The organism is Streptococcus sp. 20925_1_44 (assembly GCF_041432435.1).
GTDB classification, from domain to species: Bacteria; Bacillota; Bacilli; order Lactobacillales; family Streptococcaceae; genus Streptococcus; species Streptococcus infantis.
In genome coordinates, this window is the sequence record NZ_JAPVZQ010000001.1 from 161,270 (window position 1) to 184,920 (window position 23,651).

Below are 23,651 nucleotides of genomic sequence, written 5' to 3' on the forward strand. Positions count from 1 at the left end.
ATTGCTAGCATTTAACAAGGTCCCAATCTGTTAATTTACGAAGAAAAAGGAATTTAGAGGAATTGAAAAAACCAATTATTGAATTCAGAAACGTTTCTAAAGTTTTTGAAGATAGTGACACTAAGGTTCTCAAGGATATTAACTTTGAGTTGGAAGAAGGAAAGTTTTATACACTGCTAGGAGCTTCTGGTTCAGGAAAATCAACCATTCTCAATATTATCGCGGGCTTGCTAGACGCAACGACTGGTGATATTTTGCTAGACGGTGTTCGTATCAATGACATCCCGACCAATAAGCGCGATGTTCACACGGTCTTCCAATCTTACGCCTTGTTCCCGCACATGAATGTCTTTGAAAATGTTGCCTTTCCATTGCGATTGCGAAAGGTCGATAAAAAAGAAATCGAAAAACGTGTTTTAGAAGTTCTCAAGATGGTACAGCTTGAAGGCTATGAAAAACGTTCTATCCGTAGGCTATCTGGAGGACAACGTCAGCGTGTAGCTATTGCGCGTGCGATTATCAACCAGCCACGTGTGGTACTCTTGGATGAGCCTTTGTCAGCACTGGACTTGAAGTTGCGGACAGACATGCAGTACGAACTACGTGAACTGCAACAACGCTTGGGTATCACCTTTGTCTTTGTTACTCACGATCAGGAAGAAGCCTTGGCCATGAGTGACTGGATTTTCGTTATGAATGACGGTGAGATTGTTCAGTCTGGTACACCAGTTGATATCTATGATGAGCCCATTAACCACTTTGTTGCCACCTTTATCGGTGAATCAAATATCTTGCCAGGGACTATGATTGAGGACTACTTGGTCGAGTTCAATGGCAAACGATTTGAAGCGGTTGACGGTGGGATGAAGCCAAATGAACCAGTCGAAGTCGTCATTCGTCCAGAGGACTTGCGTATTACTCTGCCAGAAGAAGGAAAACTTCAAGTGAAGGTCGATACGCAGCTCTTCCGTGGGGTTCACTATGAGATTATCGCCTATGACGAACTTGGTAATGAATGGATGATCCACTCAACTCGTAAGGCCATCGTTGGTGAGGAAATTGGTCTGGACTTTGAACCAGAGGACATTCACATCATGCGTCTCAATGAAACAGAAGAAGAGTTCGATGCTCGTATCGAAGAGTACGTAGAAATCGAAGAGCATGAAGCAGGTTTGATTAACGCTATTGAGGAGGAAAGAGATGAAGAAAACAACCTCTAAACTCTTTGTAGTGCCCTACATGCTTTGGATTGCCCTCTTTGTATTGGCACCCTTGGTCTTGATTTTTGGACAATCCTTTTTCAACATCGAAGGTCAGTTTAGTTTAGAAAACTATAAATCCTATTTTGCGTCGCAAAACTTAACCTATCTCAAAATGAGCTTCAACTCTGTTCTCTATGCAGGGATTGTAACTTTAGTGACACTCTTGATTAGCTATCCAACAGCCCTCTTTTTGACTCGTCTCAAACACCGTCAACTCTGGCTCATGCTGATTATCTTGCCAACCTGGATCAACCTTCTCCTTAAGGCTTATGCTTTTATCGGGATTTTTGGTCAAAATGGCTCTATTAACCAATTCCTAGAATTTATCGGAATTGGTTCTCAGCAGTTGCTCTTTACGGATTTCTCATTTATCTTTGTTGCAAGCTACATCGAGCTTCCATTTATGATTTTGCCCATCTTCAATGTCTTGGATGATATGGATAACAATCTCATCAATGCCAGCTATGACCTCGGTGCAACCAAGTGGGAAACCTTCCGTCATGTCATCTTCCCTCTTTCTATGAACGGGGTGCGAAGTGGAGTTCAATCTGTCTTTATCCCAAGTTTGAGTCTCTTCATGTTGACCCGTTTGATTGGGGGGAACCGAGTGATTACCTTGGGAACTGCCATCGAGCAGAACTTCTTGACCAATGACAACTATGGTATGGGTTCAACTATCGGTGTTGTTCTTATCCTGACCATGTTTATCACTATGTGGGTGACTAAGGAAAGGAGAGAACGATGAAAAAATTATCGAATCTTTACCTAGCCTTTGTCTTCATCGTCCTCTATCTGCCAATCTTCTACTTGATTGGTTATGCCTTCAATGCTGGGGATGATATGAATAGCTTTACAGGCTTTAGTTTGTCTCACTTTGAAACCATGTTTGGTGATGGAAGACTCATGCTGATTTTGGTTCAGACCTTTTTACTTGCCTTCCTATCAGCCTTGATTGCGACTGTCATTGGTACCTTTGGTGCCATCTACATCTACCAATCACGTAAAAAGTACCAAGAAGCCTTTCTATCTCTCAATAATATCCTCATGGTTGCACCCGACGTTATGATTGGTGCCAGCTTCTTGATTCTCTTTACCCAACTCAAGTTTTCACTTGGTTTTCTGACAGTGTTATCCAGTCACGTGGCCTTCTCGATTCCTATCGTAGTGCTCATGGTCTTGCCTCGATTGAAAGAGATGAATGGGGATATGATCCATGCGGCCTATGACCTTGGAGCTAGCCAGTTCCAGATGTTTAAGGAAATTATGCTTCCTTACTTAACGCCGTCTATCATCGCAGGCTACTTCATGGCTTTCACCTATTCCTTAGATGACTTTGCCGTGACCTTCTTTGTAACGGGGAATGGATTTTCAACCCTCTCAGTCGAGATATACTCTCGGGCTCGTAAGGGAATTTCCTTAGAAATCAATGCTCTTTCAGCCTTGGTCTTTCTCTTTAGTATTATCCTGGTTGTAGGGTATTACTTCATTTCACGTGAGAAGGAGGAACAAGCATGAAACGACTCTATTCATTTTTAGCAGGAATTTTAGCGATTATTCTTGTCTTGTGGGGGATTTCCTATCATCTTGATAGTAAAATCAATAGTCGTGATAGTCAAAAATTGGTTATCTACAACTGGGGAGATTATATCGATCCTGAGCTTCTGGAGAAATTTACAGAAGAAACAGGAATCCAAGTCCAGTACGAAACCTTTGACTCTAACGAAGCCATGTACACGAAAATCAAGCAGGGTGGGACAACCTACGATATTGCCATCCCAAGTGAGTACATGATTAACAAGATGAAGGACGAAGATCTTCTAGTTCCGCTAGATTATAGCAAGATTGAGGGCATTGAGAATATCGGTTCTGAGTTTCTCAACCAGTCCTTTGATCCAAACAATGAATATTCTATCCCATATTTCTGGGGAACATTGGGAATTGTCTACAATGAAACCATGGTGGAAGAAGCACCTGAGCATTGGGACGACCTCTGGAAACCAGAATACAAGGATTCGATCATGCTCTTTGATGGGGCACGTGAAGTGCTTGGTTTAGGTCTTAACTCACTAGGCTATAGCCTTAACTCAAAAGATCCTCAACAACTATCACAAACGGTTGATAAACTGTATGAGTTAACTCCTAATATCAAGGCTATTGTAGCCGATGAGATGAAGGGTTACATGATTCAGAACAATGCTGCTATCGGTGTGACTTTCTCAGGGGAAGCTAGCCAGATGTTGGAAAAGAATCCTAACCTCAAATATGTTGTGCCTACAGAAGCAAGTAACCTCTGGTTTGACAACATGGTTATTCCTAAAACTGTCAAGAACCAGGATGCGGCCTATGCCTTTATTAACTTTATGTTGAAGCCTGAAAATGCTCTCAAAAACGCTGAGTATGTTGGCTACTCAACACCAAACAATGCCGCTAAGGAAATGCTCCCAGAGGAGACAAAAGAGGACAAGTCCTTCTATCCCGATGCAGATACAATGAAACACCTAGAAGTTTATGAAAAATTTGACCATAAATGGACAGGAATCTACAGTGACCTCTTCCTACAATTTAAGATGTATCGGAAGTAGGAGTAAATAAACTAAAAACGAATCAGTCAAGCTGGTTCGTTTTTTATCTTAAAAAATTTATATTTGGGCTTGACAAAAGGAATTTTAATGATAAAATAGTATCCTTTATACATTTAGGAGGAAAAAAATATGTGATTTATTTGGTATTCAGAAATGAAAACTCTTACACAGTATGATATACTAGTAGTAGTTTTAAATAGGTTATATCTAGTGCTTGTTATAGGTTTATATATAAGATATGGGTATAGCTCCCTATCTACCTCGAGAGGGGCCGGAAACTCTTATCCCCTGAAGGCAAAGTAACACCTAGTTCTTTTGTATAGATACCTATCTACCTCGTTAGGGGCCGGAAACCCAGGGCAGTTGCAAGAGCCGTCAAAAGCCCAATCATCTGTATAGCTACCTATCTACCTCGCGAGGGGCCGGAAACTCGACTGGTATTGCTTAAAAGCAAGGTCATAAGCGGTATATCTCCCTATCTACCTCGAGAGGGGCCGGAAACCATAATTCATCAAGCGTGATCGCACGTTCTAGTTTGTATAGCTCCCTATCTACCTCGAGAGGGGCCGGAAACACGTTGAGAAGGTGTCATGGAGATATTGAGACGAACATTGTATATCTCCCTATCTACCTCGAGAGTGGGCGGAAACAGATACCGCTTCTCTTTCTCGACCTCGTAACCGTGAAGTATAGATATCTATCTACCTCGCGAGGGGCCGGAAACGTTCTAACACCTTCATCGATAAAAGCCATTTCGTCAAAGTATATCTCCCTATCTACCTCGGGAGGGGCCGGAAACGGTACACCGTCGAGGTTCTCAGCGTTGTCCTTACCTTGTGTATATCTCCCTATCTACCTCGGGAGGGGCCGGAAGCACTACAGAATCAGTACCTACTTTCTTGTAAATTTTTCTCGTATAGCTACCTATCTACCTCGAGAGGGGCCGGAAACTCGACCACACGAGTTTCTGTTACAAGATCAGAAACTGTGTATAGATACCTATCTACCTCGCGAGGGGCCGGAAACTGATTTGCTTTTGAGTAACGTTTTCAAGAACTCTGTATAGATACCTATCAACCTCGAGAGGGGCCGGAAATGCTTGTGATTTTGAACCGTATTCTAGTTTCATATTTCCGTATAGCTACCTATCTACCTCGAAAGGGGCCGGAAACTGTTTAGATAGTTTAGGTGCATTTTCCCCTACTTTGGTATAGATACCTATCTACCTCGAGAGGGGACGGAAACTCTTTCTCGACCTTTAGCCGTCAAGCCAAGCACGAGTATCAAATTCTGTTTAACTCTAAAGGGACCGGAAACAATTTTTTCTTATAAAAGTAACCCACTGCTGTCAATAACGTGTATAGATACCTATCTACCTCGCGAGGGGACGGAAACAAATACCAGTCAGTCTTTTGGCAGATAGGGCAAGGTTTAGCTCTCTGTCTACCTCGCGAGGGGCCGGAAACTAGCTTTCTTCAAGCACAGCATATAGCGCCAAAGTGCGTATAGATACCTATCTACCTCGCGAGGGGCCGGAAACCATCACTCCACCTCCTCAATCTCAAACAATGGACTATTAAACACTGTATAGCTACCTATCTACCTCAAGAGGGGCCGGAAACTCTAAACCACTCTGAAAGACAGCGCTCATGTCACGTATAGATACCTATCTACCTCGCGAGGGGCCGGAAACTGTCGTCTGTATGGTGCCAGACCTGCCTGCCTTTCTTGTATAGATACTTATCTACCTCGCGAGGGGCCGGAAACGCAGCAACGTGACCATAGAGAGTTACGCTGTTGAAGTTGGAGAGTATAGTTACCTATCAACCTCGCGAGGGGCCGGAAACTTGTATTCTGGAAGAACCATTCCATTCATTGCATACCGAAGTATAGTTACCTATCTTCCTCGGGAGGAGCCGGAAACATAGTCCCAACTTGCCATGTTTGCCCAAAATCCACCATTGGTATAGATACCTATCTACCTCGTCAGGGGCCGGAAACAAATAACTTTGTTATACATATGTTTTCCTCCGAACGCTGTATATCTACCTATTTACCTCGAAAGAGGCCGGAAACGCGTACCTGGTTAAGTTTTTTAATCTTCATGGTTTTCCGTATAGATACCTATCTACCTCGAGAGGGGACAGTTTCATAAGGTTAAAGAATTCCAAAAGTAAAAGAAAAAAGCGCTCATGAGAAACCAAAAGCGCAGTTGTATTAATAAAGGAGGCATATGAAACGCATCGAAATATCATTTAAGCGAATTGACCAATCACCGAGCGACCTATCGACAAAATTCCAAGGTTTTCTCATGGAAAACCTAGAACCAGACTATGTGACTTGGCTACATGAGCAGGAGACCAACCCCTACTCACTAAAAATCATCCATCAAAAGGAAAAGACCCTATGGTCCCTTCATCTCCTGACGGATGAGGCTGTCAAGCAGATTTTGCCTGTTCTCTTGGAGCTCAAGAAAGTAGAACTTCATGATTTACCGACTCTCATGGTTGAGTCTTTGTCCATGCAAGATCTCAGTTCGGAGCAACTCTTTGGGTTCTTTAATGAAAACCAAGATCGGTCACTCTATACCATTCATTTTCAAACTCCGACAGGATTTCGCTCCCAGGGAGAGTATGTGCTCTTTCCGACCATGCGTCTTATCTTTCAGAGTTTGATGATGAAGTATGCACGTCTGGTCGAGAATCGTCAGGACATCGAAGAGGAAACCCTGGACTATTTGGTCAAGCATAGTAGGATTACCAGCTATCGATTGGAGTCCAGCTATTTTAAAGTCCATGGCAAAAAAATTCCTGGTTTCAGGGGGAAATTGACCCTTAAAATTACAGGTCCAGATACCTTGAAAGCATACGCCAATATGCTTCTGAAATTTGGGGAGTACTCAGGTCTCGGTATGAAAACTAGCTTAGGGATGGGAGGTTTAGAACTTGAAGAAAGAAAAGATTGATTTAGTTTATGGATCGCTTTTGCACGCTATCGGCAAGGTGATTCAAGGTTCCAGGTATGTTGAGAAAGACCTGGGTACCATTGGGGCCGAATGGTTTAGACGCTTTTCGGATAATGAAAAAATAGCCCAGCAGATAGCCAAGGCGACTTCTAGTGATTTGCCGACGGATTTAGCTCCTGATAGTTTGATCTATATCACGTCAGCTGCTGCAAAGATTGCTTCAGGCCTAAAAGGAGCAGCAAGAATTCATCAAGGAAAAGAAGATTTCCTAAGCAAACAATCGGATATCTTCAATGTATTTTCAGATAGCCCTAGTCAGCGTTATCTCGATCCACGACCATTAGAGCTTGACGGGGAACCAAACTATGCTAAGGAATCGAGTGAGTCGTCTGACCAGTCAGCTTATGATTTGGTAGTAGAGACCTTAGAAAAAGAGTTTGAGAGATTGGACTTTAGCCAGTCTGAGATAGATGCCCTTTTGAATCTCCTTGAGTCTACTCTTTCCTATGTGCCTGTTTCGACAAGGACCAAGGAATTATCGGATATTTCTCTAGCAACCTACAGTCGTCTGACAGCTGGCTTTGCCCTAGCCATAGAAGACTATTTAGCAGACAAGAATTGCCGTGACTATGAGAAGGTACTGGGACAAGATTTAGAAGCTTTTTATAGCGAAAAGGCCTTTTTACTAGCAAGTTTTGACTTGTCAGGGATTCAGGATTTTATCTACAATATCGCAACAGCTGGTGCAGCTAAGCAACTAAAAGCACGTTCCTTGTATCTAGATTTCATGGGAGAACATATTGCTGACAGCTTACTGGAAAGGTTAGAGCTTACAAGGGCTAATCTCCTCTACGTCGGTGGAGGGCATGCCTACTTTATCCTTCCAAACACCGAAAAAACTAGAGAAACCTTGGCTAGCTTTGAAGCAGAATTCAATCAGTTTCTGGTCGAGCATTTCCAGACAGGTCTGTACGTAGCATTTGGTTGGAGTCCGTTTTCTGCCAATGATATGACAACGACACTGGCCGACTATCGAAAAGTCTATCAAACAACCAGTCGGATGATTTCCCATAAGAAAATTTCTCGTTATGATGCCAAAACTCTCCTTGAACTCAACCAAGGAGGAAAAAGTTCTCAGAGAGAATGTGCTATTTGCCACTCAGTCGAAAAGCTTACCAAGTATAAAGATCAAGAGGTCTGCCATATCTGTGCTGGAATGTACCGCTTTGCTAAGGAGATACAAGAAAACTACTATATTGTCACAAAAGAAAAAGGCCTCCCGATAGGTCCGGGAGCCTATATTAGAGGTATTTCCAAAGCCGACCTTGCTAAAGAAGAGTGGGACCGTGTTTATGTCAAGAATAGCTATAGCACGGATATCCTAAAAGCAACCCATGTCTTTGTCGGAGATTACAAATATGCTGAGATTTACGAGTATGCTAAACTATCTCAGGATAGTGAAACTGGACAAGGAATCAAGCGTCTGGCAGTTGTTCGACTAGATGTGGATGATCTAGGAGCCGCCTTTATGGCTGGGTTCTCTTACCAAGATAGTGGCAAGTATAATACTCTGGCACGGTCAGCGACCTTCTCTAGAAGTATGAGTCTCTTCTTTAAGGTCTATATCAACCAGTTTGCCAAAGAGAAAAAACTATCGATTATCTATGCCGGTGGAGATGATGTATTTGCGATCGGTTCCTGGCAGGATATTATTGAGTTCACTATTTGTCTCCGACAAAACTTTATCAAGTGGACAAATGGTAAACTCACCCTATCAGCAGGGATCGGCCTCTTTCCAGATAAAACTCCAGTTAGCCTCATGGCTGAAGAAACTGGTAAGCTAGAAGGATCGGCCAAAGATAACGACAAGGATAGTATCTCACTTTTTGAAAATAATTATACCTTGAAGTTCGACCAATTTATTGACAATGTCTATAATGGAAAACTGAAGAGCATTCGTTACTACTTTAATATTCAAGATGAGCGAGGAAAGAGTTTTGTATATAGACTTATTGAGCTCCTTCGGAACTACGATCGTATGAATATTGCTCGATTAGCCTATTATTTAACCCGATTAGAAGATCAGACTTCTAAGGATAAAAAAGAAGAGTTTAAAGAGTTTAAATATTTATTCTTTTCTTGGTATACAGGTAGCGATAATGAACGTAAGGAAGCAGAGATAGCTTTACTTCTATATATTTATGAGATTAGAAAGGATTCATAGATGGCAATTTTAACAGATGATAATTACGTAGATAAGGCAGAGAATGTTATTAAATCACTGAATCGAAACACTAGAGATTCTAGGAACCCTGAAGCATTCCTTTTAACAACTAGCAAAATTAGAAACCTACTAAGCTTGACGAGTACTCTCTTTGATGAAAGTAAGGTTAGAGAGTATAAGGATTTAGCTGACAAAATTGCTTATTTGAGAGTGCAGTTTGTTTATCAATCGGGCCGAGAAACTGCGGTTAAAGACTTAGTGAAAAAGGCTGAAATTCTAGACATTCTAAAAGAAATAAACAATAAGGAAAGTCTCCAACGTTTTTGCCGCTATATGGAAGCACTAGTAGCTTATTTCAAATTTTACGGAGGAAAAGATTAATGGCATTTGCAAAAATTCAAGTAACAGCACAAATTCGTCTAGAAACAGGACTTCATATTGGAACCAGCAATGCTTTTGCGGCAATTGGGGCTACTGATTCTCCTGTAATCAAGGATCCTATTACTAACTTACCCATTATTCCTGGTTCAAGTATCAAAGGGAAGATGCGTAGTCTTCTTTCAAAAGTTCATAATGAACGACTAGCTAAGAAACCAGGAGAAGATGGCGAACTTCTAAGTCGACTCTTTGGGAACAGTTCAGATAATCGCTATAAAATGGGGCGACTCATTTTTAGAGATGCTTTCTTAATCAATAAGGACGAGTTAGATTCATTAGGGGTCAAGAGTTATACTGAAGTTAAGTTTGAAAATACTATTGACCGTATCACTGCTGAAGCGAATCCGAGACAAATTGAACGTGCCATCCGTAAGAGTGCTTTTGCATTTGAATTAATCTATGAAATCACAGATGACAGTGAAGAACAAGTGGAAGAAGATTTTAAAGTAATTCTTGATGGATTAAAACTCCTGGAACTTGATTATTTAGGTGGATCAGGCTCTCGTGGATATGGTAAAGTTGTTTTTGAGGATCTTAAAGCAAATACAGTTTTTGGAAACTATGATGTTAGTAGATTGAATGAACTTTTAACTACGGAGGTCTAGTATGACCTATAAGATGTATATTATGAACTTTCAGTCTGCTCACTTTGGAGCAGGTACGCTCGATAGTTCTAAAATGACTTTTGCAGCTGACCGATTATTTTCTGCCTTAGCTATTGAGGCAAAGAAAATGGGTAAAATGGAGGAATTTGTATCATTAGCAGGTCAAGATGAATTCGTTTTGACAGATGCATTCCCATATAAGTCAGGCCCATTTTTGCCTAAACCGATAGGATTTCCAAAGTTTGATCAGCCGGACTTAACAACGGATGTCAAAGAAGTAAGACGTCAAGCGAAAATGGCGAAGAAACTTCAGTTTATCCCTTTGGATAAATTTGATTCTTATGTAAATGGAACGCTTTTTGAAGACGCAGAACATGCAGTAACAAACATCATCACTAAAAACCAACCTCATGTGGATGGAAATCTTTTCCAAGTGTCTACCGTTCGATTTGCAGATCAGTCTGCTCTCTATGTGATTGCGACTGAATCAAACCTCTTGAATGAACTCATGACAAGCTTGCAGTATACAGGAATTGGTGGCAAACGTTCCAGCGGTTATGGACGGTTTGATTTAACCATTACAGACATACCTGATGCTCTTAAAAATCGTCTTACTAAGGTCCATCAAGGACCTGTCATGACCTTGGCGACTTCTCTACCAGTCGAAAAGGAACTTGAATATGCTATGGAAACTGGATCTTATTTACTAAGTAAATCAAGTGGTTTTGCTTTTAGTACAGAAACTAATGAAAATTACCGTAAGCAGGATTTATATAAGTTTGCTTCTGGATCTACTTTCTCTGAAACCTTTACAGGACAGATTGTAGATGTAAGACCTCTTGATTTCCCGCATGAAGTATTAAACTATGCTAAGCCATTATTTTTCAAGATGGAGGAAGAAAGATGAAAACAGAATATAGAACCTTTCAATTTACCCTCCTAGCCATGGCTCCTATCCATATTGGGAATGGTGAAAAATATACTTCTCGAGAATTTATCTATGAAAATGGATACTTTTATTTCCCTGATATGGGTAAGTTTTATAATCGCATGGTGGAGAAAGGATTCGATCAGAAGTTTGAGCGTTTTTTACAGGAAACAAAGCCCAACGCCAGAAATAATCGCTTGATTTCCTTCTTGGATGATAACCGGATATCTAATCGTGATTTCGGTGGTTACCGGATTGTTGAGACTGGTTTGGAAATTGAAAAAAATAATCGCGATTCCAAATTAGGTACGATAAATGAAGTGGCAAAATTTATTAGAGACCCTTTTGGGAGTCCGTATATTCCAGGTAGTTCCTTAAAGGGAGCTATTCGGACCATTTTAATGAATACAAATCCTGACTGGAACAATAAGAATGCAGTCGATTTTCGTGGTAGAAGTCCTAAAGAAAACAAAAAGATGATTCCTTGGGGTGCCAAAAAGGGTCAAGAATTTAATGACTTGTTTAATGCTATTCGTGTTAGTGATAGTAAGCCATTTAATAATGAGCAGATTATTCTAGTTCAAAAATGGGATTATTCAGCCAAGTCCTTAACTGCCAAGCCTCTTCCTTTATACAGAGAAGCAATCGTACCCTTAACTAGAATCAATTTCACCATTACTACAACCACTAAGGAAGCTGGAATCCTAATTGAGGAATTAGGACAGAGAGCGCAAGCCTTTTACAAAGAATATAAAAACTTTTTCTTATCAGATTTTCCTGAAAATAAGATTCAGCCAAATCTTCAATATCCTATCTATTTGGGAGCTGGAAGTGGAGCCTGGACAAAGACCTTGTTTCAACAAGCGGATGGAATCTTACAAAAACGGTATAGTCGAATGAAGACAAAGATGGTTGGTAAGGGAGTGTTGAAATTAACAAAAGCACCAATGAAAAGTGTTAAAACAACACAAGCAACTCGAAAACTGATCATGAATGATGAGTCTTTCTATGAAATGGGCAAAGCTAATTTCATAATTAAGGAGATTACTAAATGAAGGTTTTGGTTTCAGCAGTGGGTGATACAGATCCAATCCGTAATTTTCACGATGGAGCTTTAGTTCATATTGCGAGAAAATACCGTCCAGAAAAGATTATTATTGTTTTTTCAGAGAGAACAATTAGTAAGAAAAATGATATTGAGAAAGTAATTCACTCTATCGATACTGAATACCTCCCAGAAATTGTATGTCATGAACCAATTATCTTGAATGAAGATGTATTTGTTTTTGATACCATGTATGAACAATTTGATGCTATTATACAAAAGTATTATACAAAAGACGACGAATTTATTCTCAATCTTTCAAGTGCAACTCCTCAAGTAAAATCGGCTTTGTTTGTGATTAATAGACTTAGTGAAATCAATGTCAAGGCAGTACAAGTTTCAAGTCCTGAAAATGATTCAAATGCAGGAGTTGGACATGATGATTCAGAAGATATTGACGCACTAATTGATACGAACTTAGATAACAAACAGGACTATATCGACCGAACCATTGAAGATACTTCAGAGAAGTTTAAACAAGGCTTAATGAAGAAAACTTTACGTGATTTTATTACGAAATATGATTACAAAGCAAGTTTAGAGGTTGCTAATCAGTTATCAGACTTTCCTGGTTTGAAAGAATGTCGCAAGAAGTTGCAAGATATTGTGGATTCATTAGATAGGCAAGCTGTACCTCAAGTCCTCCAAAAGAAAAAATGGAGCGAAGAACAGAAAAAAGTATTAAATGCTTATTTGACTATTGATTTGCAAAAAGAACGTGGTAATTTTAGTGAAGGTTTGATAAGAATTAAAAACCTTACAGAGTTTATCTTAGATGACTATATCGAAAATCGTTATCCAGGATTTCTGGATAATTACGCGAGTGAATCAGAGAAATATTATATCGGGATTTGGGATTATGGCAAGATCCTTAAAGAAAAAAGAGAGAAGATATTGTCTGATAAAATCAAACCGATTTTGAAAATGAACAAAACACGAAATACGATAGCTCATAAATTGGATTCACTAGATTCTGAGGAACTTAAACAGTTAGGTCCCGTTCTAAAAGCCTTAAAAGGGCTAATCAAGGAACAATATCAACTTACTGAAAAGGATTTTAATTTTTACAAGGATTTTAATAAAGAATTATTAGAATTACTGAAATAATGAGAGGTAGAATATCTTGGAAATTTTAATTTCAGCAGTTGGAACGACAGATCCGATAAGCAATAATCGAGATGCAGCTTTATTACATATTGCTCGAACATACAGACCTGAACAAATTGTTTTGGTTTATAGTGAAGAAATGTTAGTAAAAAAAGATCTTGTTGAGAAAGCACTATGTTCAATAGAGGGTTATCATCCTAAAGTGGTTATTGAATCAATCATATTGAAAAATGATGAAGTCTATCTGTTTGATAAAATGTATGAAGTGATGGGACAGATTATCGAAAAATATTCTGGAACAGATCATCAATTAATCTTAAATCTCTCCTCAGGGACACCTCAGATTATTTCTGCTTTATTTGCCTTGAATCGAATTAATGATTATAATACGCAGGCCATACAGGTTGCAACACCTAACAAATCAGCAAACAGAAAGTATGTGCCACTGTCAAGTGAAGGCGAACAGAAGCTTTTTGACGAGAACGAGGATAACCAAAAGAATTATGAAGATCGTACAATCAAAGATGAAGCTGAAAAATTTAATCAGTCTCTTATCAAGCGCCACTTAAGAAATTTAATCTCTTCTTATGATTATCTTGCTGCGGAAGAATTAGTTACTAGAAAAGAATACAATAAATTACTTTCTAAAAAGAAGTTATCGCGTCTAAGAGATCTATTAAATGATTTTGTAAAAGTATTTAAAACCCAAGCTATTTTAAAAGATATTCAGGGATATTCACTTACAGAGGTTGAGAAAAAAGCTCTTAATTACTTTTTAATGATTGAAGTTTTGAAAGAGAGAGGGCAGGTTGCTGATGTCTTAATCAAATCAAAGTCTTATGTTGAATTTATCATCGAGGAAAAGATAAAGAAAGATTATCCAGAATTGATCAAATATGACGGAACTTTTCCAAAGTTAAATGAAGAATACAAGGATTTTGAAGCTATTTTAGATTTCATTGATCTAGAATTTAAGAAAGCCAAGGGTATAAAAGATGAGAAGGAAAGAATCTATTCACCTCAGTCAACCTTAAATCTCTTGTCTTATGAAAATATTCTATCTTATTATCAAGTTTCTCCTGAATTACTTAAGTCCATAAAGCTAATAAATAGCTTAAATGGTGAGAGAAATAAGGTGGCACATGGCTTGTCAGAGATTGATAATAAACTAGTTAATTCTAGAAAATTGCAACAGACAATAGATACTTTGCGCTTTATTTTACAAGATACATTTGAGATTGATGATAGCTATTTATCTTGTTATCAAACACTTAATAATGAAATGCTTGATTTACTTCGTCAATAATATAGTTTATCAATAAATCTATTTTGCTTATGATACATATTATGAGATTGCAAGTGCTTGGTTTTTCCAGTTGACGCAAGCTTTAAAAAACGGTATAATACTAGAGTTGAGAATTGATTTTCAGTTGTCTTAGTTCAGAGAATTGGCGGTGCTGCGAGCCATCTAAGATAGAAAATCATGCTACTCGATTGTAACAATTGCATAAGAATCAAGAATGACAAGTTCATTGAATGAAGGTGGTACCGCGGTTTTTCGCCCTTCGTGATATGAATTTGTCTTTTATTTTTGGAGGTACTTATGAGAAGATTTCTTGTCAAACAAAAATTTCGCCTAGGTGGTGAACGCTTTGATATCAAAGATGAAATGGGAAATGTCGCCTATCAGGTTGAAGGTTCATTTTTTAAGATTCCTAAGACCTTTACCATTTTTGATAATTCTGGTGAACAGGTTAGTGAGATTAGTAAAGAAATATTGACCTTCATGCCACGCTTTGAGATTCAACTCAGTAATGGAGATAGTTTTTATATCCGAAAGAAGTTGACTTTCTTTAGAGATAAGTATGAATTTGACAACCTCGGTCTGCGCATTGAGGGAAATATCTGGGATTTAAACTTTAAACTTATGGATGACAGTGATCAAGTGATTGCGGAAATCACCAAGGAACTCTTCCATTTAACCTCTACCTATACCGTAACCGTCTACGACGAATCTTATGCAGACCTAGTCATTTCTCTCTGTGTCGCTATCGACTATGTGGAAATGCTAGAAAGAGACTCAAATTAGTAAAAAGGAGATACAAATGAAACAATTATCTAGTGCACAAGTCCGCCAAATGTGGCTTGATTTCTGGGCTACAAAAGGCCACTCAGTAGAACCATCAGTAAGTTTGGTTCCAGTAAACGACCCAACCCTTTTGTGGATTAACTCAGGGGTTGCCACTCTTAAAAAATACTTTGACGGGACTATCATCCCTGAAAATCCACGAATTACCAATGCGCAAAAGGCTATCCGTACCAACGATATCGAAAACGTAGGGAAGACGGCGCGTCACCATACCATGTTTGAAATGTTGGGAAACTTCTCAATTGGGGATTACTTCCGTGACGAAGCCATTACTTGGGCTTATGAACTTTTGACAAGTCCTGAATGGTTTGACTTCCCTAAAGACAAACTCTACATGACTTACTACCCAGCTGACACAGATTCATACAACCGCTGGATTGAAGTGGGCGTGGACCCAAGTCACTTGATTCCAATCGAAGACAACTTCTGGGAAATTGGTGCTGGACCTTCTGGACCTGATACAGAAATCTTCTTTGACCGTGGGGAAGCTTTTGACCCAGAAAATATCGGTATTCGCCTTCTCGCAGAAGATATTGAAAACGACCGTTACATCGAGATTTGGAACATCGTCTTGTCACAATTTAACGCTGACCCTGCTGTACCTCGTAGCGAGTACAAGGAATTGCCACACAAGAACATTGATACGGGTGCTGGTTTGGAGCGTTTGGTAGCTGTTATCCAAGGTGCTAAGACCAACTTTGAAACAGACCTATTTATGCCGATCATTCGCGAAGTGGAGAAATTGTCTGGTAAGGTTTATGACCAAGATGGCGACAACATGAGCTTCAAGGTTATTGCTGACCACATCCGTTCTCTTTCATTTGCTATTGGCGACGGTGCTCTCCCTGGAAATGAAGGTCGTGGTTATGTCCTTCGTCGTTTGCTCCGTCGTGCCTCTATGCATGGTCAAAAATTGGGTATCAACGAGCCTTTCCTTTACAAACTCGTTCCAACTGTTGGAAAAATCATGGAAAGCTACTACCCAGAAGTGCTCGAAAAACGTGACTTTATCGAAAAAATTGTCAAGAGCGAGGAAGAGTCATTTGCCCGCACTCTTCACTCAGGTCAACACTTTGCAGAAACTATCGTAGCAGACTTGAAAGAAAAAGGCCAAACGGTTATCGCTGGACGAGATGTTTTCAAACTCTACGATACATACGGATTCCCAGTAGAGTTGACAGAAGAGATTGCTGAAGAAGCAGGAATGACTGTAGATCGTGAAGGCTTTGAAGCAGCCATGAAGGAACAACAAGAACGTGCGCGTGCATCTGCTGTCAAAGGCGGATCAATGGGGATGCAAAATGAAACCCTTCAAAACATCACTGTGGAAAGTGTCTTCAACTACAATGCTAGCCAATTGCCTTCTAAATTGGTGGCTATCGTAGCGGATAATGCAGAAGTAGAAGCTGTAGCAGAAGGAACTGCATCACTGATCTTTGCAGAAACACCATTCTATGCTGAAATGGGTGGACAGGTAGCTGACCACGGTCAAATCTTGGATGCTGCGGGAAACCTTGTAGCGACTGTAACGGATGTTCAAAAAGCACCAAACGGACAACCACTCCATACTGTTGAAGTTATTGCACCGCTTGCTTTGAACCAAGAATACACTTTGGCCATCGATAGCAATCGTCGTCACCGTGTCATGAAGAACCATACAGCCACTCACTTGCTCCATGCAGCTCTTCACAATATCCTTGGCCACCATGCAACTCAAGCAGGTTCACTTAATGAAGTAGAATTCCTTCGCTTTGACTTCACCCATTTCCAAGCCGTAACTCCAGAAGAATTGCGTGCTATTGAACAGCAAGTCAATGAAAAAATCTGGGAAGCCATTGCAGTCAAGACTGTTGAGACAGACATTGACACAGCCAAAGAAATGGGAGCTATGGCTCTCTTTGGTGAGAAATACGGTAAGGAAGTCCGTGTTGTGACCATCTGTGACTACTCAGTTGAACTGTGTGGTGGTACTCACGTAGGTAACACTTCTGAAATCGGTCTCTTCAAGATTGTCAAGGAAGAAGGTATCGGATCAGGAACTCGTCGTATCTTGGCAGTGACTGGTAAGGAAGCCTTTGAAGCTTATCGTGATCAAGAAGATGCACTGAAAGCAGTCGCAGCAACCTTGAAAGCTCCTCAACTCAAAGAAGTACCTCACAAGGTTGAAGGACTTCAAGAGCAACTCCGTCAATTGCAAAAAGAAAATGCAGAATTGAAGGAAAAAGCGGCAGCAGCGGCAGCCGGCGATGTCTTCAAGAATGTTCAAGAAGCAAACGGCCACCGTTACATTGCTAGTCAAGTTTCTGTATCAGATGCAGGTGCTCTTCGTACCTTTGCAGATAACTGGAAGCAAAAAGACTACTCTGATGTGCTTGTTCTTGTCGCAGCCATCGGTGACAAGGTCAACCTTCTTGTAGCCAGCAAGACAAAAGACATCCACGCAGGTAACTTGGTTAAAGAATTAGCTCCAATCGTTGATGGACGTGGTGGTGGTAAACCAGACATGGCCATGGCAGGAGGAAGCAACCAAGCCAAGATCCAAGAATTATTGGATGCAGTAGCAGGTAAATTGTAATATAAAGAATCTACCAATTTTGGTAGATTCTTTTATTTGTTAGAGGTTATTAGAAATATTCTCTTCATAACTAGTTAGAAAATAACGGTCATTTCTTTAGTAGTAAATGAATCCAATCTATCCTATGGTGAAACAATTACTAAAAATATGATGATTTCAAAACACAGAAATATAAAAAAAATGTACATAGGGAGAAAAAATGTATAATTTTTGTAGATTATTTTTCTCAATTGTGATAAAATTAATTTGAGCCATTGTGTTTCAATTAATATAAAGGAGAAGAAAAATGAAAAGGAGAAAGTCCTTATGGAAAACCTTTTTGAGGAAAGGTTTTGCCCTATTCACCATATTGATGATGCTAGGACAAATGAGCCAAGGAACTGTATCGGTTCTGGCTAAAGAGCTAGCAGTAGGAGATAATGGTGCTTTAGATGTTAGCCTCTTGTATGGTGATAAACAAGACCATCCGGGTGGGATGGCCTATAGTACAGGTGACACTATGTCTGGGTACATCCAGATTACACCTAAAAATTTGACAACAGACCTTGATGATGTGGCTGTGAATCTAGTGTTACCAGGGAAATACTTGGATGAGGTTAATATTCCCGATTTCAATAGTAGTTCGCAGCATGATGCACCAGTTGTGACCAAGGTAGGAGATGACTACCATGTAACTCTGCATTTTACGAACTACCAAAAATCTGAAGTCTTGACCCTACCATTCATCGCTAAGTTTAAGAGAGGATTTCCTCCGACTAACTACTCGATGGATATTACAGGGACGCTCAATATCAACGGTGCTGAGACTGCTTTAAATAGCATCACTTGGAAACCTCAATACAAGGATTATATCTTAACTAAGTTTGTCAATCAGAACTATGATGCGACCATGTCTAGAGACTATGCGGAAGCATCTCCAGGGATTGTAACTGGAGCAGATGGCAAAAAGTACATCGAAAAAACTACTTCGGTTCCTTTCGCCTTCTTGTTGGATGGTATGCGTGCCCAGTACAATGGTGACTATCGTCAGTTGGAATCCGCAACAATCACAGACAAATTGCCAACTTATACTGACAAAGATGGAAAAACTCGTACAGCCGTTCTAGATACAGAAAAATCAGAAGGCTGGGTCGACAATGGAGATGGTACGGTTTCAAAAACGTTTGTAGCTGATGAAAATAAAAATGTTCAAAGTTACCACTCAGATTTGATGCAAAAGATTCAAGACAAGAGTTTCTTGTACTTGAAATTCCCTGATTTGGTCATGGAAAAAGACCAAACTTTAGAGGATGTCTTGGTTAAAGATTTGACCAACACTGCGTCTGTCGTGGGGATTCCTGCAGAACGTGGGGAGGGAGAACCGGATGTAAGGGCTGAAGATTCTCTCATCTTCCGACTCACTTCACGTGATTTGGAAGGTAAAGGAGCTTTTGCCAAACAAGCAGATGGTAATGTCTACGATTCGACAGACTACAAGTCAGCCAACTATAAGTGGCTCTTGAAATACAATAACATTACACCATTTGCTCAAAAGAATGTTGTCTTTTATGATGAGCAAGTAGACTCTCGCTTGAAGTTTACTAAGATTGAATATGCTCGTATGATGATTGGGAACTATGGAAATGGACCTCTGATCAATCAATACGTGAAACGCATCATCCTTACAATGGAAGATGGCTCGACTAAAGAAATCCAACCAGAGGCAGACAAGGATGGATTTGGAAGCACTGATTTGACCAAATATGGTACTGTTGTCGGCTGGAGACTGGAGATGAAAGACGACTTCGAGCTTCCATCGGGTCAAGGGATTTATATTTCTACCTATACAGCCTTCAAGGATCCAGAAAAGACTCATATTGATCAGAATGATGATACCAAGAATGCCTATGAAAATACCGGACGGATTACTTACAAAACCCAGTCAGGGGCAGAAAGAGACCAATCTGCTAAATGGCAGTTCAAACTGCTTCCATTGACAGAAAATGTTAATCTGACCAAGAATACAGATTACAACAATGTCCAATTCACAGATGGAAAAACCATTCGTTTTGCCCTATCTGCCGATAATGTTCGCTTGGATCCAGGTAAGGACTACAAGGATTTGCGGGTCATTGACCTCTTTGATCCAAATACCTTGGACATTGACTTCAATTACCTAGATCAATATTTTGATAAGAATAACACTCGTCTTTATGCCCCTTGGTACAAATCCTATGAGGTCATCGAAAACTACCACAACTCTGGACGTTCTGCCTTGATTATCCACTTGGATCAAAAGGAATTCATCAAACGCTCTCTAGAGACTGGTGGTCAAGTTCGTTTGCCATTTATCTATACCAAACTAAAAGGGAAGGCAGATGGCGGAACCTTTACCAACCATATCTATATGGCAGGAGAGGGTCTCTGGGATCTAGAAACGGCTAACCCTAATAAAGTTGCAGTAGATAGCTATGATTTAAATAACAATGGTTCTACAACGGATAAAATCCCACATGCAGAATCAAACTATACCATTGTTGCAGCTGAAGGTGTTTATTCTCGTAAGTTTATTGCCAAGAATGACGACTTATCTGATGCATCAACAGTGACTCGTACCTTTAAACCAGGGGAAACCTTTAATTATAAATTAACAATCAAAAATAATACAGATACTCCTGTTGAAAATACTGTTATTTTTGATGCCCTTCCAAAAGTAGGTGATGTCAATACACTTGATGCTTCAGCCCGTAAGACAGAATACACTGTAAGTCTTCGCGGTCCTATCACTGCGCCAGAAGGATGGACAGCATACTACACAACAGATACCACAGTTACATCTAGTACCATGGCACAAGCTGCAGATAAAGATATTTGGTCAGCAGATATCACAGACTTTAGTAAAGTAACAGGAATTAAGATTGTTGCTAACGAAGGAACGACTATCGGTGCGCGTAGCCAAGTTGATATTGCTGTCCCAGTAGTCAATCCAAGTGAATTGACAGACCAAGTTAAGCAATTGATGCTAGACCGTACAGAAGATAACAAGGATAATGGTGGTCGTTCAGGTGTCGTACAAGCTCATAACCAATTTGGTTACAAGGCTAAAGGCCATGAAGGAAACCGTGAGTCTAATACAGTAACTTCTCAAATCTTCGGAGCTAGCTTCCATGTGAAGAAAGTTGATAAAGACGATACTAGCAAGGGATTAGCTGGTGCTGAGTTCAATTTATTGGATGCTAGTGGTGCAGTCCTTGCGACCCAAGTTTCTGATAAGGATGGAAATGTTGCTTTTACAACCTTAACAGAAGGAACTTATACTCTTAAAGAAACTAAAGCACCAACTAATTATAAGTTGGATGAGACTGAACATGCAGTCGTGGTGACCTACGATGCAGATCAACAAATCTATCATGTCACAATTGACGGAGAAGCTATTGGTTCAAAAGCTTCACCAAAACTAATCACAAATGAGAATGATATCAAATATCTCAATCTAGAAGCGACTAAAGTTTGGGATGACCAAGACAACGTAGAAGGTCTTCATCCTGAATCCATCGAGTTCCAATTGTACAAAAATGGAACAGCAGAAGGCAATCCAGTAGCACTTTCAGCAGGAAGTGACTGGAAAGTAACCTTTAGCAATCTTCCAGATAAAGATAGTAATGGCAACCTCATCAGCTATACAGTAAAAGAAGTTAAAGTACCAACTTATTACACAGTTGATAAAGAAGAAGCTCAGTTTGTAGATGGAAAAGCAACAATTACCAATAAGCGTACTCCTGAAACAACAGAAGTAACTGTGAAAAAAGTTTGGGATGATGCTAAAAATCAAGACGGTCTCCGTCCTACCAGCATTACAGTTCATCTCTTAGCTAATGGTGAGAAAGTCCAAACAGCAACAGTTTCTGGTGAGGGTGAAACATGGAGTCATACCTTCACAAACCTACCAGTCTATAAAAACGGTCAGAAAATCATCTACACTGTGACAGAAGATACTGTAGCAAACTACTCAACAGCTATCGACGGTACAACTATCACAAACACTTACAAACCAGGTAAAACTAGTTTAACAGTGACTAAGAAATGGGATGATGCAGAAAACCAAGACGGCCTTCGTCCAAAGACTATCAAGGTTCAACTCTATGCCGATGGTCAAGAAATAGGTAAAGTAGTAGAGCTTTCTGAAGATAACAAATGGACTTACACCTTCTCTGAATTGGATGAGAAAAAAGATGGCAAAGCTGTTCAATATACAGTGAAAGAAACAGAAGTGCCAGAAGGTTATACTCAAACGGTTGAAGCAACCAATCCAGGTCAGGTAGTGATTACGAATAGCCACACTCCTTCTAAGACTAAAGTTCAAGTAACTAAGAAATGGGATGATGCTAACAACCAAGATGGTATTCGTCCAGCATCAATTACGGTTAGACTCTATAAGGATGGTGCACCTACAGACCAAACTCTGGAATTGTCAGAAGCGAATCAATGGTATGGAACCTTTGAAAACCTTGATGCAAATGCAGCTGGTAAGGCACTTAACTACACTGTAAAAGAAGAGAATGTCCCAGAAGGCTATACTCTTTCGATTGATGACAAGGATCCAGCTCATCCTGTCTTGACCAATAAGCATGAGCCAACTGTCACTCAGGTCAAGGTCACCAAGAAATGGGATGACGCTAATAACCAAGATGGCCTACGTCCAAAAGAAATTCGTGTCCAATTGTATGCGGGTGATCAAAAGCTAGGCAAGGAAGTTGTCTTGTCTGCAGACAATAAATGGAGTCATACCTTTGAGAAACTTGCTGAAAAAGCAAACGGACAAGCTATTCACTATTCTGTGAAAGAAGTGGACGTTCCGGAAGGTTACACCGTAACAGAAGAGAGCAAGGAGAAGGGCGATGTCGTCTTGACCAACACGCACACTCCAAGTACGGTGGATATTCCAGTCACTAAGATCTGGGTGGACAATGACAACCAAGATGGTCTTCGTCCAGCTAAAATCACTGTGAAGCTTCTGGCCAATGGTGAAGAAGTGGCTCGCAAAGATATTACAAGCGAGACCGATTGGAAAGAAACCTTTGCTGGTCTTCCTAAGTTTAAGGATGGCAAGGAAATCGTCTACACCCTTCAAGAAGAAAAGGTTGAAAATTATTCACCAAGCATTGACCAAGAAAGCTATACTATTACCAATACGCACACTCCAGGTAAGACCACTCTCTCTGTAACCAAACAGTGGGATGACCAAGAGGACAAAGATGGCCTTCGTCCGAAGAGTGTGAAAGTACAACTTTATGCGGATGGTAAGAAATCTGGTGAAGTCATTGAGTTGTCAGCTGAGAACAAGTGGACTCATACCTTTGCGGATTTGGACAAAAATATCAAGGGCAAAGCTATCACCTACACGGTGGAAGAAGTCGATGTTCCAATAGCTTACCAAGTGACGAAAACCGATGACGGTCAAGGTAATGTTGTCCTGACAAATAAACATGAACCAAGTATTCCTCCAACTACAACAACTGAAGAACCGAAAAAGAAAGTTGAGTTGCCAAATACTGGTTCAACTGAATCTATTCTTTGCCTAATCTTAGCTCTTACTGGAGTTAGCCTTGCAGCTTATCTGTTTAAAAAGAAGAAACATTAAGAGTAAGCTTCAATAAAATCTTGTTTAAGAATCCAAAAAAATAAGAGGTCCATAGGGCCTCTTATTTTTATTATGTAAAGCTCTTAAATGC

General features: G+C 40.0%; 15 protein-coding genes. All 15 read left to right on the forward strand.

Annotation, left to right across the window (positions count from 1 at the left end; all coding sequences use genetic code 11):
• Window positions 1–62 precede the first annotated feature (62 nt).
• Window positions 63–1,220, forward strand: a complete 1,158-nt coding sequence (locus tag O3643_RS00785) for an ABC transporter ATP-binding protein (RefSeq protein ID WP_036754586.1) — start codon at window positions 63–65, stop codon at window positions 1,218–1,220.
• Window positions 1,201–2,007: an ABC transporter permease gene (locus O3643_RS00790; protein WP_000754116.1), complete on the forward strand. Its 807-nt coding sequence runs from the start codon at window positions 1,201–1,203 to the stop codon at window positions 2,005–2,007. The genes O3643_RS00785 and O3643_RS00790 overlap by 20 nt, the downstream gene beginning before the upstream one ends.
• On the forward strand, window positions 2,004–2,777 hold the full coding sequence (locus tag O3643_RS00795; protein WP_045763347.1) for an ABC transporter permease: 774 nt from the start codon (window positions 2,004–2,006) through the stop codon (window positions 2,775–2,777). The genes O3643_RS00790 and O3643_RS00795 overlap by 4 nt, the downstream gene beginning before the upstream one ends.
• The gene (locus O3643_RS00800; RefSeq protein ID WP_254804350.1) at window positions 2,774–3,844 is read left to right on the forward strand and encodes an ABC transporter substrate-binding protein; all 1,071 of its coding nucleotides are present in this window, start codon (window positions 2,774–2,776) and stop codon (window positions 3,842–3,844) included. Before O3643_RS00795 ends, O3643_RS00800 begins: the two co-directional genes overlap by 4 nt.
• A 2,233-nt stretch (window positions 3,845–6,077) precedes the next feature.
• Window positions 6,078–6,809, forward strand: coding sequence for a CRISPR-associated endoribonuclease Cas6 (cas6, locus tag O3643_RS00805; protein ID WP_371499145.1), 732 nt, complete (start codon window positions 6,078–6,080; stop codon window positions 6,807–6,809).
• Window positions 6,790–9,033, forward strand: a complete 2,244-nt coding sequence (gene cas10 / locus O3643_RS00810; protein WP_371499147.1) for a type III-A CRISPR-associated protein Cas10/Csm1 — start codon at window positions 6,790–6,792, stop codon at window positions 9,031–9,033. Before cas6 ends, cas10 begins: the two co-directional genes overlap by 20 nt.
• Window positions 9,034–9,414 carry a type III-A CRISPR-associated protein Csm2 gene (gene csm2 / locus O3643_RS00815; RefSeq protein WP_006148241.1) on the forward strand — a complete coding sequence of 127 codons (381 nt, stop codon included), beginning with the start codon at window positions 9,034–9,036 and terminating at the stop codon, window positions 9,412–9,414.
• A complete protein-coding gene (csm3, locus tag O3643_RS00820; RefSeq protein WP_371499149.1) occupies window positions 9,414–10,076 on the forward strand; it encodes a type III-A CRISPR-associated RAMP protein Csm3 in 663 nt (220 codons plus the stop codon). Before csm2 ends, csm3 begins: the two co-directional genes overlap by 1 nt.
• 1 nt (window position 10,077) lies before the next feature.
• Window positions 10,078–10,983, forward strand: a complete 906-nt coding sequence (gene csm4 / locus O3643_RS00825; protein ID WP_371499151.1) for a type III-A CRISPR-associated RAMP protein Csm4 — start codon at window positions 10,078–10,080, stop codon at window positions 10,981–10,983.
• Entirely contained in the window at window positions 10,980–12,059 is a 1,080-nt protein-coding gene (gene csm5 / locus O3643_RS00830) for a type III-A CRISPR-associated RAMP protein Csm5 (protein WP_371499153.1), read from the forward strand. The genes csm4 and csm5 overlap by 4 nt, the downstream gene beginning before the upstream one ends.
• Window positions 12,056–13,216: a type III-A CRISPR-associated protein Csm6 gene (locus tag O3643_RS00835; RefSeq protein WP_371499155.1), complete on the forward strand. Its 1,161-nt coding sequence runs from the start codon at window positions 12,056–12,058 to the stop codon at window positions 13,214–13,216. The genes csm5 and O3643_RS00835 overlap by 4 nt, the downstream gene beginning before the upstream one ends.
• Before the next feature lie 16 nt (window positions 13,217–13,232).
• Entirely contained in the window at window positions 13,233–14,522 is a 1,290-nt protein-coding gene (gene csm6 / locus O3643_RS00840; protein ID WP_371499157.1) for a type III-A CRISPR-associated CARF protein Csm6, read from the forward strand.
• A 297-nt stretch (window positions 14,523–14,819) separates the two neighbouring features.
• Window positions 14,820–15,305, forward strand: a complete 486-nt coding sequence (locus O3643_RS00845) for an LURP-one-related/scramblase family protein (RefSeq protein ID WP_371499159.1) — start codon at window positions 14,820–14,822, stop codon at window positions 15,303–15,305.
• 16 nt (window positions 15,306–15,321) lie between these two features.
• Complete coding sequence (gene alaS, locus O3643_RS00850) at window positions 15,322–17,940, forward strand: alanine--tRNA ligase (protein WP_371499161.1); 2,619 nt, start codon at window positions 15,322–15,324, stop codon at window positions 17,938–17,940.
• A gap of 286 nt (window positions 17,941–18,226) precedes the next feature.
• Window positions 18,227–23,560 (forward strand): Cna B-type domain-containing protein, encoded by a 5,334-nt coding sequence (locus tag O3643_RS00855; protein WP_371499163.1) that lies wholly within the window; start codon window positions 18,227–18,229, stop codon window positions 23,558–23,560.
• Window positions 23,561–23,651: the final 91 nt, after the last annotated feature.